Source organism: Microbacterium sp. A93 (genome assembly GCF_051842835.1).
In genome coordinates this window covers 92253-111254 of record NZ_JBPXMT010000011.1, presented here as the reverse complement: position 1 = coordinate 111254, position 19002 = coordinate 92253, and the positions used below count along the sequence as shown (strand labels likewise).

Sequence of the window (19002 nt, the reverse complement as noted above, 5' to 3'; positions counted from 1 at the left end):
ACCGTGCACAACATCGAACATCAGCATTCCGTGCAGAACGAGTGGCGCCACTTCGGTCGGGAGGAGATCACCGTCTCGGGAGGAGCGGATGCTACGTTCTAGTCCTCCCATTCGGGCGGAGTCCTCCCGAACGGATGCACCTCCAGATGCGCCTCCGGACACGCAAAAGGGGCGAGGATCCGAAGATCCTCGCCCCTTTTCAAGCGATGCTTACCAGCTCGACTTGGTGATACCGGGCAGCTCGCCACGGTGTGCCATGTCGCGGAAGCGCACACGCGAGATGCCGAACTTCGTCAGCATTCCACGGGGGCGACCGTCGATGGCGTCACGCGAACGGACGCGAACCGGCGACGCGTTGCGCGGCAGCTTCTGCAGTCCGAGACGTGCGGCCTCGCGGGCCTCGTCGGTTGCGTTCGGGTCGACCAGGGTCTTCTTCAGCTCGAGGCGACGCTCTGCGTAGCGCTCAACGATGACCTTGCGCTGCTCGTTACGAGCAATCTTGCTCTTCTTCGCCATGCTTAGCGCTCCTCGCGGAATTCGACGTGCTTACGGACGACCGGGTCGTACTTCTTCAGCACGAGGCGGTCGGGGGTGTTACGACGGTTCTTCTTGGTCACGTAGGTGTAACCAGTGCCTGCCGTCGAACGAAGCTTGATGATCGGACGAATGTCCTGTGACTTCTTAGCCATTAGAGCTTGACACCCTTCGACTGGAGGTCCTTGACCACGTTCTCGATGCCACGGACGTCGATCACCTTGATGCCCTTGGCGGACACGTTCAGCGTGATCTTACGACCGAGAGACGGCACAAAATAGGTCTTCTTCTGCACGTTCGGGTCGAAGCGACGCTTCGTACGAACGTGCGAGTGTGAGATGGTGTGACCGAAACCGGGAATGGCTCCTGTCACCTGGCACACTGCTGCCATGTGATTACTCCTTCATTACCGTGAGACCGGACGGCCTCACCCAAGATCCCTTGTCTGCGTGCCGCGCCCCTCGTACTTCGACTAGCTCAGCAGGCGAAAGGGCTACAACACACGAACCACGCACAGGAGTGTGCGCAGACAAAGATTCAGTTTAGCATGGCTTGACTTCCGGCCGCGCCTCGGCCCCAACGGAATGGCGAGACCGACCGGTCGCCCTCGATCCAGAACCGCCAGGGGAACGCGCTCGTTCCTGCGATGCCGGCGACTCCGACGCGTGGACCGGTCGCGATGCCTGCGACTGGATCGCCGAGCCACAGCTGCGCACGCGCGCCATTCAAGGAATCGCCGGTGATTGCGTCGATCCCGTCATGAAGTGGATGCCGCAGGCCAGACACCTGACCGAATCGGCCCGGTCCGCGGGCAAGATCGCGCCCTGCCCTGCCGGATCGGGATGCCGCAGCATCCGCCCCTTCGATCACCGAACCCGCGCGCAGCAGCACACCTCCGGCGAGGCCGTCGGGGCCACACACGACATTGACGCAGGAGTGGATGCCGTGACTCAGATACACGTAGAGGTGCCCCGGCTCGCCCCACATCGTGGCGTTGCGGGCGGTGCGCCCCATGCGCGCGTGCGACCCGGGGTCTGGCGCATCACCCGTCCCCTGCCCGTGGTACGCCTCAACCTCGACGATGCGCAGCGCCACCGTCAGCCCATCAACAACAGTGCGAAGCTCGGCGCCGAGCAGGCGAGGCGCAACTTCGAGCGGCAGTCCCGCAAGCTCTGCCCTGGTCGCACGGCGCAGGGTCATGGGATCAGCACCATGTGCTCAGAAGAAGCCCGGGGCCATCCGGCACCACGAGATGTCGAATCCGGTGAGCACTGGCATTTCCTCACCCGAGCGCAGGTCAAGCAGATGCGTCTGCAGGGTCTTCGGCAGGGACACGAGCAAGTCGTCGTACGCGTTCTCGATCAGATCCGGGGCGACAGTCACGGCGGCATACTGCCCGCTGGGCGAAGCGCACGCCTGCAAAATCGCACTACCGGCGGCGACCTCGAGCAGCGGCGTGGCCACCCCGTCATCATCGACGCGGATGATCGCCTGGCCGGTCGGCAGCCCTGATTCATCGCGCGAAACAACGTGACGCAGCGTGCCCCCAGGGTAGGGAGTGACGGTCGTGGCCGGTCCGTAGTCGGGGTCGGATGCCGCGAGCGGAGTCTGCGAGCCATCGGCAAGGTTCAGCTCCACGATGCTGCCGTCGATGTGCTCGATGATGGCGGTGTAAGTGCCGCGCGAGACTCCGAGCAGATGCATCGCGATGCCCATGTTCTGGGCTCCGGCATCCCCCGCGCGATCATCGAGCGACAGTGTTCCCGCAAAGTCGATGAACAGCACGGCAGCGGAATCCGGCACGAACTGCCACTCCGCGATGCTGGCCTCTTCCTCGCCAACCTGCACGATCTGCGGCTCATCTCCACCACTAAGCGACTGGGTGACCAGCACGCTTGCGCGGCCGCTGTCTTCACTGATCTCACGGTCAGTGTAGATGTATCCGACCAGACCGCCGCGATCAGAGACCTGCACCGAGCTGACATAGCCATCTCCAGGCAGCGTCAACTCGCGCACATTCTTGCCATCACGGTTCATGACGAGGATTCTCGAGCCGTCGTTATCTTCGACGGCGACGACAAGATTCGTGGCGGTGGCGCGAAAATCATTGATACGCGGATGCGTGAAGACGGGAACCCCGTCACCACTGAGGTCGGCACGGAAGATCGAGTCGTCTTCGTCTGTCCTGTTGAGCAGGAAGATCTCGGTCGCCGGAGTCGTGAAACTCGTCGCCAGCTCGGACGTGGGCCCTCCGCCAGTGCCGGTGACGTCAGCGACGCGGACCGTGTACTTCGTCGCGTCGTCAAGCGGGACGGTGAAGCGGACGCCGATGCTTCGCCCCGCGGCATCGATCGTGAACGGCGCCGCGGGCTCGACAGTGACCTGCGCCTCGTCAATCTCCTGCAGCGACTGGTTTGCCGTGAGGATGACGCGGCTGCCGGAGACCTCGATCGCTTCGCTCGGATCGACCTGCACCTGGCTCAACCGCGGCCCCTGCGTGAGGCTGACGGCGCTGAGGCCACCGGCGACGACCACGAGGATTCCGACGACGGCGAGCAACGTGTAGAGGAAGCGGCGGTCTTTCGGGGCGGTCGGCCGTTCGGATGCGTCGGACGGCTCACGCTGCTCCGATGCCGAGACAGGCTCGGCGGTCCGGGACTCGGGATCGGTGACGGGAACAGCGAGCGCCGGGATGAAGACATCGTCGGCAGGCGCTTCCGGAATGGCCGGCACGGTGCGCTCTGTCGCCGCGGGCGCGAGCGCCGGGGCATCCTGCGCCGGCGCATCCTGCGCCGCCAACTCCTGCTCAGCAGCCTCGCGGGCGGCTCTGGCCTCGGCACGGGTGCGGGGAGGCGTCGACTGATCCTCAGTACTCATAGGGATCCCCCGGCTCATCGATCGCGACCACCGAGGTGGGTACGACGCGCAGCGAGCCATCGGAGTCGGCCTTGATGGTGCCGGTGACTTCAATCCATTGTCCGGTGCCGTAGTCGCCCGCCTCGAGGCTGACCGGCACCGCAGCAGGCTGGGCATCAATCACACAGTGCGTGATGATCATGCGCGTGAGGTTCACCGCATCCGATTCTCCGCCGGGGGTGACGAAACCGGTCAGGGTGACGGCCTGTCCGTCGTAGGTCTCAGGGCGCGAGGCAGTCGCGAAGACGCTCGACCACTCCCCGATACCGAAGGTCGTCGTGTCAGCCACCCCGAGAGTCGGAGTGTCAGCTCCGGCGAACAGCGCACCGTCAGCGCCGGCGCGCGACATCGCAAGCTCGACGGACAGCGAGGCGGGCGGAAGCACGAGGGCTGCGACGACGACACCGCTGGCGATGACGCCGGCCGAAACAGTGCCGACGATGCTGAGGGTTCGGCGCCGGGGTACCGCGGCATCCTTTCCATCAGCATCCACATGTCCGTGATCGTGCCCGTGATCCGTTTCCTCACCGAGCGGGATTGTGAACGACCAGATCGCACCGATAAGCACGACGACCGCCCCGACACAGGCGAACCAGATCGATTCGGGGCTGATGTAGAGGGTGAGCCGGCCGGTCACGGCGAGTCCGATGGTCACCACCGAGATGACGACGGCAAGGCCGAGGCCGAGCCACCGGGATCCGACGGCGTGCCAGCGCGAGGGGGCGGATGCGTGCGACTCAGCCAAAGACGTTCACCCCGATCCCAATCGCAAAGGCACTCGCCAGCACCACCGCGACGACGCCGACCAGCGTGCGAGCCGTGAACGTGGTGCGCAGCAGCGCCAGCATTTTGATGTCGACCAGCGGCCCCACCAGCAGGAATGCGATCAGCGCACCCGACGAGAACGTCGAGACGAACGACAGCGCGAAGAAGGCATCCACGTTGGAGCAGATCGCGACCGTCATCGCCAGCGCCATCATCGTGACGATCGACAGCACCGGATTCGATCCGATCGACAGCAGCACATCACGCGGTATCAGCACCTGCACGGCTCCGGCGAGCGCGGAGCCGATCACGAGTGCGGGCATGACGGCGCGCAACTCGACGAGGAACTGTGTGAGGCTGCGTTTGGTCGGGGTGCCGTGCTCGTGCGTGATGCGCTCGCACGTGGCAGTGAACTGCTGAGTGAGCAGGGCATCGGGTGCGGGGTGGCGGCTGTAGATCCAGCCGATCAGGTTCGCGATCAGGTAGCCGCCGACGAGTCGGGCGATGAGGATGCCACCATCCCAGCCGAACGCCGCATGCGTGGTGATGATCACGATCGGGTTCACGATGGGTGCCGCGATCAGGAAGGTCATGGCCTCCGCAGGCGCGAGGCCGCGCATCATCAAGCCTCGGGCGAAGGGCACATTGCCGCACTCACAGACGGGAATCAGCATCCCGAGCAGCGATAGCACGGCCCGGCGAGCCCACCCCTGTCTCGGCAGCCAGCGCTGGATGGTGTCCGGTGGCAGCCAGACCTGCACCACGATCGAGAGCACGACGCCGAGCACGATGAACGGCAACGCCTCGATGAGCACGCTGAGCGCAAGGGTGAGCCCGTCCTGTGCGCGGTGCGGCAGTGAGTCCTGGAAGAGTGCCGGCGCGAACCGGTCGATCAGGAAGAGAGCGGCGATGACGGCGATGCCGATCAGCGGGGCGAGCCACGGCGAGCGGGGCTTGCGCCGTGCAGGCATCCCTGCCGAAGCGCCAGAGCGCCTCGCAGTGACCGTGCTCACGCCGCCCCTTCTGCCGCAGCCCGCTGCTTGGCGCACGGAGTGCACAGCCCGAAGATGTCGACGACATGCTCGGCCTCGCTGAAGCCGTGCAGCGATGCAGTGCGCTGCGCCCAGGCCTCGACTTCCTTGGCTTCGATCTCGACGGTCAGTCCGCAGGACCGGCAGATTAGGTGGTGGTGGTGACCCTCCGTCGAGCAGGCACGGTAGAGCGCCTCACCCTCCGGGCTCTGCAGCGAGTCGGCGTCGCCTGATGCCGCAAGCCCGGACAGCGCGCGATAGACCGTGGCCAGGCCGATGCCGGTCTTCTCCTCGCGGAGCGTGGCATGCAGGCTCTGCGCGCTCACGAAACCGCGCGCATCGGAGAGCGCGTCGCGCACTCGCTCGCGTTGCCAGGTGTTCCGCTGAGCCATACCGCCGATTCTAGGCCGTCCGGATCACTACCGGCTGGGTGCCCCGTGGCCGGCTCGACCCCTAGGGGATGGGTAGGGAAATCCCCCGGGAGTTGCGCGACGAAACCGGAGAGTTTAGAGGAGGGTTAACAGCGGTTTTCTCGGGGGTTCAGCCGATGGTGCGAGCCAACCGGCCTTTCTAGGCTGATGAGCATGAGTAACGAAACAGGCCGCGCTGTCATCGTGGATCTCTGCCAGATTCCCAACCCTGGAGCGATCGACCGCTCCGCGTATGTTGAACTCGGAGGCATCAAGCAGTTCGTCTCGATCCGTGGTCGGAGCACGACGAATCCCGTGCTCATCGTTTGCCACGGCGGACCAGCGCTTCCCTCGCTGCCGTCGTCCTGGATATGGCAGCGAGCAGTCGAGGACTACTTCACTGTCGTCAACTATGACCAGCGCGCCAGCGGCAAATCTGCAGCAACCCTGAACGATGAAATGGATCTGAACCCCGACAGGTACGTCGACGATCTGACGGAACTGATCGCGTGGATTCAGGGTGAGCTCGGGGTGTCGAAAGTGGGCGTTCTCGGACACAGCTGGGGGACGATCGTCGGAATCACGGTGGCTGAGAGACGACCCGACCTGCTCTGGGGATACATCGGCGTCGGTCAAGTGGTCTCTGGTACGGAGAACGAGGTGGAGTGCTTCGAGTACGCGATACGAAGCGCAACGGCGGATCGAAACGAAGAGGCTCTCGCAGAGCTTCACGCGCTTGGCGAGTATCCCGGCACTCAGCCGCTGACCATTGAGCGGGTCATGATCTGCAGGAAATGGTCGCAGCATTACGGAGGACTATCCGCGTATCGATCAGAGTCTGCCTACCTCAGGGGCTCGGAGAAGCTGTCACCGTATTACACCGACGACGAACTGAAGTTGATCGACGCAGGGCAGCAGGCGACCATGCCCACGCTGCTTCCCGAAGTGCTCCGCTTCGACGCACGGGACCGGATCGCTTTCGATGTGCCGATTCTCCAGTTCCTCGGGCGTCATGACTGGACGACACCGACCCCTCCTGTCGAGCGCTGGATAGAGCAGGTATCGGCCCCCTCGAAAGAGGTCGTCTGGTTCGAAAATTCGGCACACCTGAGCATGCATGAAGAGCCGGGAAAGTTCGTCGTGAGTCTCGTGAACCTGGCATTTCCGCACGCCACAGTCGACGCCGGGCCGCTCGCAGTTTTTGAGGAGTTATGAACGCGCGGAGCGCCGCACGCGCGCCCGCGAGCGCTGCACCATCCAGCACACCGCGTAGATCAGGAATGAGATGGTCGTGATGTACGGGCTCACGGGGAGGGTTCCGGCGAGAGCGAGCAGGATGCCACCGACCGCCGAGACGAAACCGAACAGCGCGGCCAGCAGCGGCACAGCCAGGGGTCCGGCGCTGATGCGCATCGCGGCCGCGGCCGGTGTCACGAGCAGCGCCATGACCAGCAGCGCACCGATGATGTGTACGGCGACGGCGACGATGAGTCCGAGCAGCACCATGAACGCCAGGCTCAGCGCCCGGGTCGGGATGCCGCGGGCAGAAGCTGCGACAGCATCCAGTGAATCGAACCGCAGCGGGTTCCACATCAGCAGCAGCCCGATGAGCACGAAGGCGCTGATGCCGATCAGCCAACCGAGGTCGGGGCTCGACACCGAGACGATCTGCCCGGTGAGCAGACCGAAGCGGTTCGCGCTGCGTCCGTCATAGAGCGAGAGGAACAAGATGCCAAGGCCCAGGCCGAACGGCATGAGCACGCCGACGATCGAGTTGCGATCACGAGCTTTGGCGCCGAGGATTCCGATCAGGATCGCCGCGACCAGCGCACCGCCGAGGGATCCAGCGACGACGCTGCCACCGAACAGCAGTGCCGCCGCAGCTCCGGCGAATGACAACTCGCTCACGCCGTGCACGGCGAAGGCGAGGTCACGCTGCATGACGAAGACGCCGATCAGGCCACCCACGATGCCAAGCACGGCACCAGCGATGATCGAGTTGGCGAGCAGAGCGACGAGCGCTCCGTAATCCTGGAAGGAGAAGACGTCGCTCCAGTCGACGGCCTGCCACAGGCCCGTCGCGGCGATCATGCGTGGTCCTCCGCGTGCGCCACGCTCGGAAATGCGCAGCTTCTTCGGAGAGATTCGCGGGATTCCTCCGAAGATCGCGCACATCTCCGAATTTGCGACACCACAGTCGCGGCGATCATGCGGCATCTCCTGCGTCGTGGTCTCCGTGATCGTGATGCGGCTCCGCATCTGGGACGCCGACGACCACCAGGCGGTCGCCCGCGCGCAGCACGAAGACGGGGGTGCCATACAGGTCGGTGAGGACCCTGCTCTGCAGCACTTCTTCGGGGGTACCGAGCACGAAGCGACCACCGGCGATGTAGAGGATGCGGTCGACGCGGCCAAGGATCGGGTTGATGTCGTGCGTGACAAACAGCACCGCGGCCGCACGCTCACGGCGCTGCCTGTCGATGATGTCGGTGATGCCCAGCTGATTGGCGAGGTCGAGGTTCGAGAGCGGCTCATCGCAGAGAAGGAGAGTGGGCTCATCGGCAAGGGCCTGACCGACACGCAGCCGTTGCTGCTCCCCACCGGAAAGCAGCCCCACACGCCGATCCGCGAAGTGGGATGCGCCGACACCTTCGAGCAGAGCATCCACACGAGCGCGGTCACCGCGACGCGGGATCGGCAGGCCGAACCGGGTGCCGTTGACGCCCAGCGCCACGACATCACGGGCGCGCATGCTGGTGTCCGGAGGAAGCGGCCGCTGCTGCGGGATGTAACCGATGCGCGGATTTCCGCGGCGCACCGGGGAGCCTGCGACCTGGATGCTGCCTTCGCTGAGCGACTGCAGACCGAGGATCGCCCGCATGAGCGTCGTCTTACCAGAGCCGGAGGGGCCGAGCACCGCGATGAACTCCCCTGGTTCGACGGTCAGATCGAGCCCTGACCACAGCTCACGGTTGCCGCGGTGAAGTGCAGCGCCGCGGATCTCGAGTATCGGAGCGCGCTCAGTGTCGCCCGCACTCACGACCGGAGTGCGTCGGCGAGGTTCTGGATCGCATCGTGCATCCACTCAGCGTACGACGATCCGTCCTCGAGCAGCTCCGTGAAGGTCACGATGGGAATGCCAGCGGCCTCGGCTGCGTCTTCGACTCGCTGCGTTTCGGCGCCACCGGTCTGCGCATTCGTGAGCAGAACCTGCACGTCACCGCTGTCGATCACCTCGAGGGCTGCGAGCAGGGTCGCCGGGGCGACGTCATTGCCCTCCTCCACCGATTCGGCGAAGCCAACGGGGGTGACATCGGTGAGGCCCGCGGCCGTGGCGATGTAGCCGGGGAGCGGTTCGGTGATGAAGACGGATGCTCCGTCTGCCTCAGCACCGAGCGTCTCGAGGTCTGCTTCGAAGCTCTCTAGCTCAGCGACGATCGCGTCGGCTGCGGCAGTGAAATCGGCTTCGCCCTTCGGGTCGAGCTCGGTCAGCTCCTCGGCGATGCCTTCCACCACATGGATCATCGTGTGCGGGTCGAACCAGACGTGCTCGTTGAAGCCCTCGATGTGGTCGTGGCCCGCGTGCTCGTCTTCGTCGGCGTGGTCGTCGGTTTCGTGCCCGTCAGCCTCTTCGGCGTGGCCGTGCTCTTCTTCGGCGGCGTGGTCATCTTCAGCATCCTCATGGCCCTCGCTTTCGTGGCCCTCATTGCCCGGGTAGCCGTGCGCGAACTCGACGGCGGTGAGCACATGGGCGTCAGAATCACCGAGCAGCGTGTCGATGAAGGAGTCGTATCCGCCGCCGTTCTGGATAACGAGCTCGGCATTCTGCACAGAGAGGCGATCACGAGCGGATGCCTCATAGGAGTGCGGATCCTGCGCGGCGGAGGTGACGATCGAGGTCACCTCGACCCGATCGCCGCCGATCTGCTCGGCCAGCGAACCGTACACGTTGGTGCTCGCGATGACCTGGATCGAGCCGTCGTCGGCGCCCGCCGAGGTTGCAGGACTAGAGCATCCGGCCAGGACAAGAGCGGAGACGGATGCGAGTGCAAGGGTGACGACGGGCTTCTTCATACTTCGACTGTACACGCTAATGATAACCATTCTCAACACGGCAGTGCGAGTGCTCGCCGCAGCGGGCAGGCGTGCCGACCGATGCCCGCACCGGGCTATCAGGGGATGAAGCATCGGGTGAGAGCAGGGATGAACTTTCTCGCCTCACATGGAAAGCAGGAGGATTGCTCGCCATGCTGGCTGTGCGAGCAGAACATCGCCCAACGATTCCCCAGATCGTGGTTTGAGCAGCCAACCAGAGAGTAATCAAATGACTACAGAAGCTGTTACTCCCCAGACAACTTTCAACGGCATTCGCACTGCACTCGGTGTGGGCGGTCTGCTCGCTCTCATCGTCGGAATTCTGATCCTGGTATGGCCAGGCAAATCCGCAATCATTGTTGCCGCGATCATCGCGATCTACGCACTCGTTTCTGGCCTGGTCTATGCATGCCTCGGTATTTTCAGTAAAGGCATGCGCACGTGGCCAAGAATCGGTCATGTCGTACTGGGCGCAGTGTTCATCATCGCGGGCATCGTGGCGTTCATGAACCTGTCACAAACCACCGTTGCGCTTGCCGTGCTGCTCGGATTGATCGTCGGCATCATGTGGATTGTGGAGGGCATCGTCGCCATCTCCACGCTCGGCGGCTCCTCCCCCACCGGTTGGTCGATCTTCTTCGCAATTCTCAGCATCATCGCCGGAGTCGTGCTGATGTTCTCCCCGATGTGGGGCGCAGCTGTGCTGTGGTGGATGCTCGGCATCTCGCTGTGTGTGCTCGGAATCATCAACATCATCCGAGCATTCACCTTCGGGAAGAAGGGTTGACCCCCATGACCGGCTCCGGAATTGAAGGTCTCTACAACTTCCGCGACACCGGCGGCATGCCTCTTCAGGGCGGCGGCGTCACGCGATCTGGGGTGTTGTTCCGTTCAGATGCGCTCGCGTCACTGACCCCGAGCGGGTTGGATGCACTCGCCGCGACCGACATCGGCGTGATCGTGGATTTTCGCACGCCGTCAGAGCGAACGGTCGCACCCGATCGCATCCCCGCCTCGCGTCCGATCCGCGTCATCGAGCTTCCTATCCTGCAGGGGGCGATGGCGGATATGGCACAACAGTTGGTCCCGAACGGCTCATCCCCGGCAGCCCAGGCGACCCCGGCGAGTTTCGAGGTGCCCACCCTGGGCGATCTCTACACGGGGATGCTCGAGCAGAGTGCCACCGCATTTGTTCAGGTTGCTCGCCTGATCGCGGCATCGAACGATGCGTCCCCGAGCGCCGTGCTGGTGCACTGCACCGCAGGCAAGGACCGCACCGGCCTCACAACTGCTCTCATGCTCGATGCTGCTGGTGTCGAACGAGCTGCAGTGGTTGATGACTACGCCATCTCCCAGGAAAACCTTGCGGGGCCTTGGGCCGACGCAATGATTCACATGGTCACTTCCTACGGCGTTGAGCTCACTCCCGCTCTGCGCGCGCTCGTGACTGGCACCCCGCCGGAGGCGATCGAACAAGCGCTTACCTGGGTCGACGATCGAGATGGCAATTCTGCGGGCTATCTCCGCTCGGCCGGCCTCACCGCTGACGAGCTATCAATGCTCCGCGCCCGACTCGCGGCGTGATCGAACGCCTCTGCGCTGTCTTCTGCGGTGCATAGACCACGCCGAAGCCGCCTCTCGCGCGGATGAGATCTCGTCGTCCAGCAGTGCGAGAGGCCCGGCAGTCGCGGCCGTCAACGGCCTCGGAGCTTGACCTGCATCGATCGCTCCGGCGAGCTCCATCAGCGCGGCCTGCGCGCGTTCGGCATCTCGCCGATTGATGGCGACAGCAGAGGCAGCTTCCGTTGTCGCTGCCGCGGTGATCGCATCTGTGACCCGCTCCAACGCGGCGATCTCGAGCATCCAGGTCGCCGCGGCGTCGGCAGTGCGCGGCTCGGAGAGCGATCGCGCGACCAGCGTGCGCATGTCAGAAAGTTGACGGTAGGTTGCCCTGCGGGCGGCCGCCGCACGCTCCTCGCTACTGGCAGCAGCGCTGCCTTGCCCTGCAGAATCCACCAGCGCGATTCCCGCATATCGGGCCACGGATCGAACAAGCCCCGCAACATTGGCCGCTAGATGCCGGGGCGCACGCCACGTAGCCGGCCACGGCAGATACCCGATCAGCAAGACGATCGCACACCCGAGCACCGTATCCAACAGTCGCGAGTCGACGAGCCCGGAGCTCGCTCCGGCGTGAATCTCCACCAGCAGCACGGCCAACGACGTGGTGATGGCCGAATATAGCCCAAAGTTTCGCGGCATCGTGATCGGCACCAGCGCCGCCAACAACAGGATGACGAGAATCTGCCACCCTCCGAGCGGAAGCATCGAGATCGTCAGCGCGGCGACAGCAACACCAATCAACGTGCCGAAGCCACGCTGGACGGCCCGCGCAAAAATCGATCCGAAGTCTGGTTTCATCACCTGGGCGACGGTGAGCATGACGAGGTAAGGGCGGTCCAAGTGCAGTGCCAGGGATAGCCCCTGCGCGATAGCCATACACAACACGAGCCGACCGACGAATCTCCACGTCTCGGCTCCGGCCGACAGCGGCCTTTCCATGCGATGCAGCAGGTCTGCGAAAGACTGCGTGGCAGGAAGATCGAGATCGACCAGCTGCTCGGAACGCTCAGAATCAGAGGCGGAGATTTGAGTGGCTACTCTGTTCACGCGTTCGAGAGCCGCACGTAGAGCGCGGGCCTCAGCACTCGCGGAGTCCGCTACGGGCGGCTCCGCGAGCTCGGGGAGCGCGGCCTTCGGATCAGCGATCCATAGGGCGATCCCCCGCAGAAACACGATCGCGTCTTTCTCGGGGGTCACCTGCTTTGTTGCCATCGCAATCGCAGCATCAACCACGGGCGCAGAGGTATTCAGGATCGTGACCAGATCCTGCCAACGCGTATCGCGAGCTGCGATGTGTGTTCGCGATGCGACCAGTGTGTCGTATGCGTCATCGAGGGCGGTCGTCAGTTTTACACCGGCGCCGTTCGCCGCTGCCCCCGCCTGCGCCTGCAGCTGAGTAGCCAGCGCTTTGTACACCTGAGCAACGACCCTGCGCTCGGGCGAAAGTGTCACTCCGATAAGCGCGGCCGAGACTGCCGTCAGACACAGCCGCCACAGCGCGCCTGCGAAGAAAAGCAGTGGCGCCAGCCAGGGCGAATGAAGGCCAAAGTCTGCGTTAGCGGCGGTGACGGCGTACATCAGGAAGTACAACCCGGCTTTGGACGTGACCGGGCCGATCGATCCGGAAAGCCCAGAAACGAGGGTGGCAGCGATCACCGCCAAGAGGGTCAAGGCGGAGTGGCCATAAACCAGGGTGCCGAGAGCAAAGCCGACGGATGCCGCGGCCGTCACCAGTGCGATTTTTCGCACGCGCTCGGCGCCAGCTGAGCCGGTATCCATCACCGATCCGACCAAGGCCCCCATAGACGCCAACGCTCCGGCGCCGAGGACCGTCGCGTTGTGTGGATTGATCAGAAGGGTGAGACCAACCGGCACGGTGATTCCGATGGCTGCGAGCACCACTCGTTCCCATTGGATCCGCGCCGGAGCCAATCGCACCAGGGCACGGACCCACCCGCTGTGGCCCACCTCAGCTGTCAACGCTGACCTGAGCGTTCTCTGCCCTCGAGAGTGCAAACACTCCGCTGACAGATACCACCCCGGCCACCACAAACGCGATCACTGCCCAGAGCGGGGCGCCGCTTGCTTCGCCGAGGATCGTAATCGCGAGCACCACGGCGACACCCGGATCGATCACGGTGAGTCCTGCAACGACGACTTCGGGGCGATTCGTGGCGTGCGCTCGCTGGGTGAAGTAGATCGACAGCGCGCCCGCCACACCGATACCAACAAGGCATCCGATTGTGAGGAGATTCGAGAGGTCGAAAGCGAGGTTATGGGATTTCCATACCGCCTGCACGCGCAGGATGACGGTCTTGCCCAGCGTCGCAACGAAGCCCGAATACACCCCGCCGAGCAAGACCCACAGCACCCTCGGTGTCGGCCGGCTTCGCCCCACGACGAGGACGATGCCGGTCACAACCAGCACGCTCACCAGAACCACCAGAACTGCCACCAGCTGCACATCTGTGATCGCGTGCTGTGTGCTCACGACTGCTGCGACTGTGACGAATGCCGCAACGCCTATGACACAGGTAGCGATCGCCCTGACGACCGCCGCCTTCGGAGCGCGCTTCGCGACGATCGAGGTGAGCAACACCGTAAAGACGAGAGCGGTGACGCCGATGGGTTGCACAACCATCAACGGCGCGAATGTAAGGCTCCCCATCTGAAAGAGGATCGAGACAACCAGGAGCAGGGCTCCAAGCAACCAGAAACGCTCGTGAACAAGGCGCATTGCCTTCGAACCTTCTTGGCGCTGACTGAAGTCAAGCTCCATCGTTCGCACGCCGCGAGCCTGCCACAGGTTACCCACGGCGAGCGCGGCCGCGGAGGCAAGAGCCAGCACGATCCCGATGAGCGGAACTGATCCCATTTCCATAGCTATTTCTCGCTTCCGAGGTGGAGTTTGACGCTGATCTCATAGGCGTCGAGCTCATCGAGGGCATATCGCAGTGCGCTTGTCGTGTGCCGTCCCGACCGGCCCAGTTCGTGAAGGCGAGCGCGCATCACTCCGACGAGCGCGAGTTCGAAGGCAAGCTCCTCCGACCTATCTGGTTGGTCCTCGGTATCTCGCGAAGTGACAAACCACGAACCGGGGAGAGCGAACACGTCGTCAGAGAACTCGGTCTCATCTGCGCGAAGCAGTGCACGGCTTTCGCGTGCGGCGAGGGCGGTATCGCGGAGTTCACGATCGATCTCACGAATCTCGGCGCGGGGTGGCCCGTCTCCTGTGGGCCGCATCAGACCCAGCATTCGCACCAGGAATGGCAGGGTGAGGCCCTGAAGCAAAAGGCTGCCAGCCGCAACGACGAAGGCAATGAAGATGATGAGGTCACGTTTGGGGGTATTTTCCGGGAGCGTCTGCGCTGCGGCGAGAGTCACAGCGCCGCGCATACCGGCCCACACGATGATCGTGTTGTGTTTCCAGGTGAGCGGTGAGGCGTCGAAGTAATCAATATCTGCGCGCAACTTTCCGAGGTGCTTCGGGCTACGTGCCGCGCGAGCTGCCCCGATGTTTCGCCAGCGAGAGGTACGTTCCGCGTCATCGTCATCGTCCTCTGGCTCTGCTGTGCTCGCATCGATGCGGCCCTGCACAGCGCGTTTCACCCGCGCGCTGTGCACGCTGAGCACCGGGATGACGTAAAGCGTTCGCACCACCATCAAAATGACGAAGGCGAGTGCGGCAATACCGAGTCCCGCGAGTAGTCCCTGATCCGCTGCCCGGCTGTCCTCGACAATGCCGTACAGTTCGAGCCCCATGATCAGGAAGATGGCACCCTCAAGCAAGAACTCGATCGTGCGCCAATTGAGTTTGTCTGATGTGCGCTGCTCTGGTGTCAGCCATCTCAGCGCACCCTGACCACACACAACTCCTGCGATCACGGCCGCGACCAACCCTGATCCTCCGAGGGCTTCGGTGGGCAGATAGGCGAGATAAGGGACAGTGAGTCCGATCGCGGTATTGGTGGTGGCGCTGGTGGTCCACGAGCGAAGTCTCAGCGCCAGCATCCCTACGAATGCTCCAACCAGAAGTGCCGCGAGCACGGCCCAGATGAATGAGCCGACCGCTGTCAGCAGCGAGAAACCGGACGCCACAGCGACGACGGCAGTGCGCAGCAGAACGAGTGCGGTTGCATCATTGAGAAGGCTCTCGCCCTCTAATACCGTGACGACTCTGCGCGGCACTCCGAGTTTGCGAACGACGGATGTCGCTACGGCATCCGTCGGGCTCAGGATCGCCCCCAGCGCAACGGCGAGCGGAAATCCGATCTCGGGGATGATCCAGTAGAAAAAGAGTCCGAGCACGAGTGAGCTGATAATCACGAGCAACACGGATAGACCGCTGATGGTGCTCAGATCGCGACGAAACTCAATCGCTGGAGCCGAGACCGCCGCCGAGTAAAGCAGCGGAGGGAGCACCCCGACCAGGATGAGCTCCGGCGCCACAGAGATGGCAGACACCCACGGAAGCTGACCGACGGCGAGACCAATCGCTACCAGGATGAGGGGCCCGGCGACGCCGATTCGGCTGGAGAGAACGTGCGCCAACACGATCACCATGACTCCGGCGAGGATGACGACCAACAGCTCTAATGTCACAGTGTGCTCCCCTGCTCAACGGGCGTGCGCGCACCGCGAATAGCCATCGCGATCACCGGAAGTATTAGTACAGAGAGCATTCCTCCGGCAACCAAGACCGACTGCATCGCCGGGTCCAGCACTCCACTGGAAACACCGATTGCGGTGACCGCCACAATGATCGGCAACCCGGTGGCGCCCAGGAGCCCGATCGAAATACGCTCATGCCACCCGGCCCCGGCAGGCGCCGCGAGCATAGAAGGTAGTCCCCTCACTACGAGCAGAGCAACAAGAACGAGAGGGACCATGGCGAACAGAATCGGCCGCTCAATCAACGCAGCCAGATCGAACGTCACACCGGTGTAAACGAAGAACAGCGGGATGAGGAATCCGAACGCAGCACCCTCAATTTTGCTTTCGACAGCATGGCGATCATGTTCGCTCGCATCGCGCATAAGGAGTCGCCATACGACACCGGCGACAAACGCACCGAGCAGCATATCCAGGCGGAGGAAGAGGCTCAACGCGAGCAGTGCCGTCAAGATAAGGAAGACAACACGGATCGCGAACTGGCCCGAGGTATGCAGCGTCGAGTTAATGAATCGGTGCATCGCTCCAGTAGGAATTCGAATCGACAGCCAGATCGCGAGACCTGCGAGAAGCGCAAAGAGAGCCATCACGGCCGTGGCGGGTCCGAGATCTCGACCTCCCAGGAAGATCGAGATCGCCAGTAACGGACCGAACTCCCCGACGGCGCCGATGGCACCTACCGCCGCTCCGAATGGCGTGCGCATTTCACCTGCATCACGCAAGATCGGCAAAACGGTGCCGAGCGCGGTCGAACACAGTGCCACACCGATAATGACGGCTGCTGCACCGGGGGCGAGTAGCCATCCCAAAAGCAGCCCCATAGCGATGCTCAGCAGCCACCCGAAAGTGGCGTTTCGCCCGGTGCGCCCCTTGAGAGATGCGAAGTCGATCTCGGAGCCGGCAACGAAGAACAGCATCGCCAGTCCGAGTTGCGCAAGTGTGCCCATGAAGAGCGAGGGGCCGGCCCACCCCAGCACGCTCGGGCCAGCCATGATCCCCAGGAGAAGTTCGAACACGACGATGGGGATACTCACCCACCGGGAAAGTCCGCGAGCGAGGAGCGGTGCAGTAACCGCAAGAAGCGGGACCACCCAGAGCACGGCATCCATCGGTCAGCTCGCCAGGTCGGCGATTCCCGTGCCCATCAACTTGAATCCGAGGATCACAAAAAGCACTGTCATCACCACGGAATGGTTCGCCAGCAGCCACGTCCTCGCCCCCGTGAGGCGACGCTCCACCGAATTCGGTGAGATGACGCTGATCAACCAAGGAATCGCAGCCGCACTGACCCCGATGAGCGCGAAGATGAGGATCACTGGGATGACCTCCTCGACCGGGAGACGCGCCTGCGAGATCCTTCCGCTTGCTGCGATCAGCAGCGGTAGGTCCTTAGGCGAGAGCGGGCCCGAGATCAGCACCCCCAGCAGGAACGCCTTCCCTATGCTCAGGTGGTCGAGGCCGCTGATCCATTTTGGCGGCTCGGTTTCCAGACGCTTGCCCCACTGGTGAAAGGCCAGCGCAAGCAACCCCGCACCGAGCACAATCTCAAGAACGTCCACGGTGATATTCGCACCGGAGTCTGGGTCATCCGCCCCAGATGCACGCCCGATGAGAACGAGCACACCGACCAGCAGTACGGCAAGCGTGTAACACCCCAGTATGAAAGCGGTGCCGTTGGTGCGGCCCTTGCCTGAGGTAGCCATGAGGATAACGGCCACAATCGCCAGTGGGCTAATGGCAATGGCGACGCCGAGAGTCAGAATATCTCCGAGTAGTGAAAGCATCAGAGCTGCACCTTGCTTTCTGAAGAATCCAGCGCATCACTGCGCGATTGTGCGTTGCGCGATCTGCGCTCAGCCAGGTTCTGACGTACTGATGCGGTGACGGCTACAACAGCACCGCGGGTCTTCAGCGCAAGTGCGGAGCGCCCACAGACCCATCCGCCGATCGCCATCAGGATGCCGAGCACCATGAACAGCCACACGCTGCTTCTGATGCCGCCGGTGAGGTGCATATAAATCGCTTCGACCCCTCGGGGCGCCAGGCCAAGTTCGCCCGCGGCAACGCCGACACCGGCCGATCCCAGCAGCAGTACGACTCCGAGTGCCCCGCTTCCCAGTGCCGTACCGATCCCCGCCCCCACGACCGCCGTGCTTCGGCGGCGAGCGAACGCAATACCGAGCGCGAAGAGCCCGATCGTGACGAAGGGCAGCCATTGCCCGGTGGTCTCGACAAGCGCATAGGTGGCACGGATCGTGAGGAGCGCCTCGCCGTCGCCGAGAGCAATGGTGCGGTCGACTGCGGGGATGAGCGCAGCGACGGCGACACCGCGATTGGTGAGCGTCTCTTTGAGTTCCGCAATGAGAGGACCCGTCGCAATACCCACACCGTCCCGCGACAGCACGATTATGCCGCCGCCATCAGAGGTGGATGCGAGGGTGAGCGCTTTGTGTGCGCCTCGCACGCTGGTAGCCCACACGTCGGAAAATACATCGGATGCGACTGCGCTGGCGAGTGTCGATTCAACGATGTTCGTGAGGCCATCAGCTGCCGGCTGACGGAGGATATCTAGTGCCGCGGAGGCGCGGGGAGGCACTCCCAGGTCGACAATCGCGTCGAAGAGTTCGTCGGTAAGCACACCGAAGTCAACCTGTGCGCGGATGGCGGACATCGTCTCGTCAGCGATGAGGTCTTGCACTGCGGCATCGTCGATGAGCGGCGCCAGCGTCGCAACGAACGCATCCTCGTTGACGAGTTGCATCCGCGCCCATCCGCCGATGATTGACGCCGGAACGAGGATCGACGCCACCACGATGCACACAGCCGAGACCACGCTGCGCCAGCGGGCACCCGCAACCGGATTCGACGATGTTTTCTTACTTTTGAGTTTCGCGTTCTCAACTTCTAGCTCTTGCACTCGCTGTGCAAGAGCCGCACCGTCGACGGGACCTGTCATG

The 19002-nt window shown here is 63.5% G+C and carries 20 protein-coding genes; 3 read left to right on the top strand and 17 right to left on the bottom strand.

Features of this window, described 5'->3' with window-relative positions; all coding sequences use genetic code 11:
- Positions 1–210: 210 nt before the first annotated feature.
- The 8 genes from rpsN to ACSU1G_RS25230 form a co-directional block, all read right to left on the bottom strand.
- Complete coding sequence (gene rpsN, locus ACSU1G_RS25265) at positions 211–516, bottom strand: 30S ribosomal protein S14 (protein WP_241927273.1); 306 nt, start codon at positions 514–516, stop codon at positions 211–213.
- 2 nt (positions 517–518) lie between these two features.
- Positions 519–689, bottom strand: a complete 171-nt coding sequence (gene rpmG, locus ACSU1G_RS25260) for a 50S ribosomal protein L33 (protein WP_439282814.1) — start codon at positions 687–689, stop codon at positions 519–521.
- Positions 689–925 (bottom strand): 50S ribosomal protein L28, encoded by a 237-nt coding sequence (rpmB, locus tag ACSU1G_RS25255; RefSeq protein WP_439282812.1) that lies wholly within the window; start codon positions 923–925, stop codon positions 689–691. The genes rpmG and rpmB overlap by 1 nt, the downstream gene beginning before the upstream one ends.
- Before the next feature lie 146 nt (positions 926–1071).
- On the bottom strand, positions 1072–1734 hold the full coding sequence (locus tag ACSU1G_RS25250; protein WP_439282810.1) for a DNA-3-methyladenine glycosylase: 663 nt from the start codon (positions 1732–1734) through the stop codon (positions 1072–1074).
- Between the two features lie 18 nt (positions 1735–1752).
- Positions 1753–3411 (bottom strand): hypothetical protein, encoded by a 1659-nt coding sequence (locus tag ACSU1G_RS25245; RefSeq protein ID WP_439282808.1) that lies wholly within the window; start codon positions 3409–3411, stop codon positions 1753–1755.
- Positions 3401–4195 (bottom strand): TIGR03943 family putative permease subunit, encoded by a 795-nt coding sequence (locus ACSU1G_RS25240; RefSeq protein ID WP_439282807.1) that lies wholly within the window; start codon positions 4193–4195, stop codon positions 3401–3403. Before ACSU1G_RS25240 ends, ACSU1G_RS25245 begins: the two co-directional genes overlap by 11 nt.
- Positions 4188–5186: a permease gene (locus tag ACSU1G_RS25235; RefSeq protein ID WP_439283123.1), complete on the bottom strand. Its 999-nt coding sequence runs from the start codon at positions 5184–5186 to the stop codon at positions 4188–4190. The genes ACSU1G_RS25240 and ACSU1G_RS25235 overlap by 8 nt, the downstream gene beginning before the upstream one ends.
- A 38-nt stretch (positions 5187–5224) precedes the next feature.
- A complete protein-coding gene (locus tag ACSU1G_RS25230; protein ID WP_439282804.1) occupies positions 5225–5638 on the bottom strand; it encodes a Fur family transcriptional regulator in 414 nt (137 codons plus the stop codon).
- A gap of 192 nt (positions 5639–5830) precedes the next feature.
- Here ACSU1G_RS25230 and ACSU1G_RS25225 point away from each other — a divergent pair, with 192 nt between their 5' ends.
- A complete protein-coding gene (locus tag ACSU1G_RS25225; protein ID WP_439282802.1) occupies positions 5831–6871 on the top strand; it encodes an alpha/beta fold hydrolase in 1041 nt (346 codons plus the stop codon).
- On the opposite strand, the gene ACSU1G_RS25220 is transcribed toward ACSU1G_RS25225, so the two are convergent.
- The 3 genes from ACSU1G_RS25220 to ACSU1G_RS25210 form a co-directional block, all read right to left on the bottom strand.
- Positions 6866–7747 carry a metal ABC transporter permease gene (locus tag ACSU1G_RS25220; protein WP_439282800.1) on the bottom strand — a complete coding sequence of 294 codons (882 nt, stop codon included), beginning with the start codon at positions 7745–7747 and terminating at the stop codon, positions 6866–6868. The genes ACSU1G_RS25225 and ACSU1G_RS25220 overlap by 6 nt on opposite strands.
- 115 nt (positions 7748–7862) lie before the next feature.
- Positions 7863–8696 (bottom strand): metal ABC transporter ATP-binding protein, encoded by an 834-nt coding sequence (locus ACSU1G_RS25215; RefSeq protein WP_439282799.1) that lies wholly within the window; start codon positions 8694–8696, stop codon positions 7863–7865.
- Positions 8693–9730: a metal ABC transporter solute-binding protein, Zn/Mn family gene (locus tag ACSU1G_RS25210; protein WP_439282797.1), complete on the bottom strand. Its 1038-nt coding sequence runs from the start codon at positions 9728–9730 to the stop codon at positions 8693–8695. The genes ACSU1G_RS25215 and ACSU1G_RS25210 overlap by 4 nt, the downstream gene beginning before the upstream one ends.
- A gap of 250 nt (positions 9731–9980) precedes the next feature.
- Here ACSU1G_RS25210 and ACSU1G_RS25205 point away from each other — a divergent pair, with 250 nt between their 5' ends.
- Together ACSU1G_RS25205 and ACSU1G_RS25200 are read left to right on the top strand one after the other, a co-directional pair.
- The gene (locus tag ACSU1G_RS25205) at positions 9981–10538 is read left to right on the top strand and encodes an HdeD family acid-resistance protein (RefSeq protein WP_439282795.1); all 558 of its coding nucleotides are present in this window, start codon (positions 9981–9983) and stop codon (positions 10536–10538) included.
- Between the two features lie 5 nt (positions 10539–10543).
- Positions 10544–11335 (top strand): tyrosine-protein phosphatase, encoded by a 792-nt coding sequence (locus tag ACSU1G_RS25200; RefSeq protein ID WP_439282793.1) that lies wholly within the window; start codon positions 10544–10546, stop codon positions 11333–11335.
- On the opposite strand, the gene ACSU1G_RS25195 is transcribed toward ACSU1G_RS25200, so the two are convergent.
- The 6 genes from ACSU1G_RS25195 to ACSU1G_RS25170 all read right to left on the bottom strand — a co-directional run bounded on the left by ACSU1G_RS25195 (position 11306) and on the right by ACSU1G_RS25170 (position 19001).
- The gene (locus ACSU1G_RS25195) at positions 11306–13273 is read right to left on the bottom strand and encodes an FUSC family protein (protein WP_439282791.1); all 1968 of its coding nucleotides are present in this window, start codon (positions 13271–13273) and stop codon (positions 11306–11308) included. The genes ACSU1G_RS25200 and ACSU1G_RS25195 overlap by 30 nt on opposite strands.
- A 70-nt stretch (positions 13274–13343) precedes the next feature.
- Positions 13344–14255: a multidrug DMT transporter permease gene (locus ACSU1G_RS25190; protein WP_439282789.1), complete on the bottom strand. Its 912-nt coding sequence runs from the start codon at positions 14253–14255 to the stop codon at positions 13344–13346.
- A 2-nt stretch (positions 14256–14257) separates the two neighbouring features.
- Entirely contained in the window at positions 14258–15976 is a 1719-nt protein-coding gene (locus tag ACSU1G_RS25185) for a cation:proton antiporter (RefSeq protein WP_439282788.1), read from the bottom strand.
- On the bottom strand, positions 15973–17154 hold the full coding sequence (locus ACSU1G_RS25180; protein WP_439282786.1) for a cation:proton antiporter: 1182 nt from the start codon (positions 17152–17154) through the stop codon (positions 15973–15975). Before ACSU1G_RS25180 ends, ACSU1G_RS25185 begins: the two co-directional genes overlap by 4 nt.
- Before the next feature lie 3 nt (positions 17155–17157).
- Entirely contained in the window at positions 17158–17829 is a 672-nt protein-coding gene (locus tag ACSU1G_RS25175) for a GAP family protein (RefSeq protein WP_439282784.1), read from the bottom strand.
- Positions 17829–19001: a hypothetical protein gene (locus tag ACSU1G_RS25170; protein WP_439282782.1), complete on the bottom strand. Its 1173-nt coding sequence runs from the start codon at positions 18999–19001 to the stop codon at positions 17829–17831. The genes ACSU1G_RS25175 and ACSU1G_RS25170 overlap by 1 nt, the downstream gene beginning before the upstream one ends.
- Position 19002 lies beyond the last annotated feature (1 nt).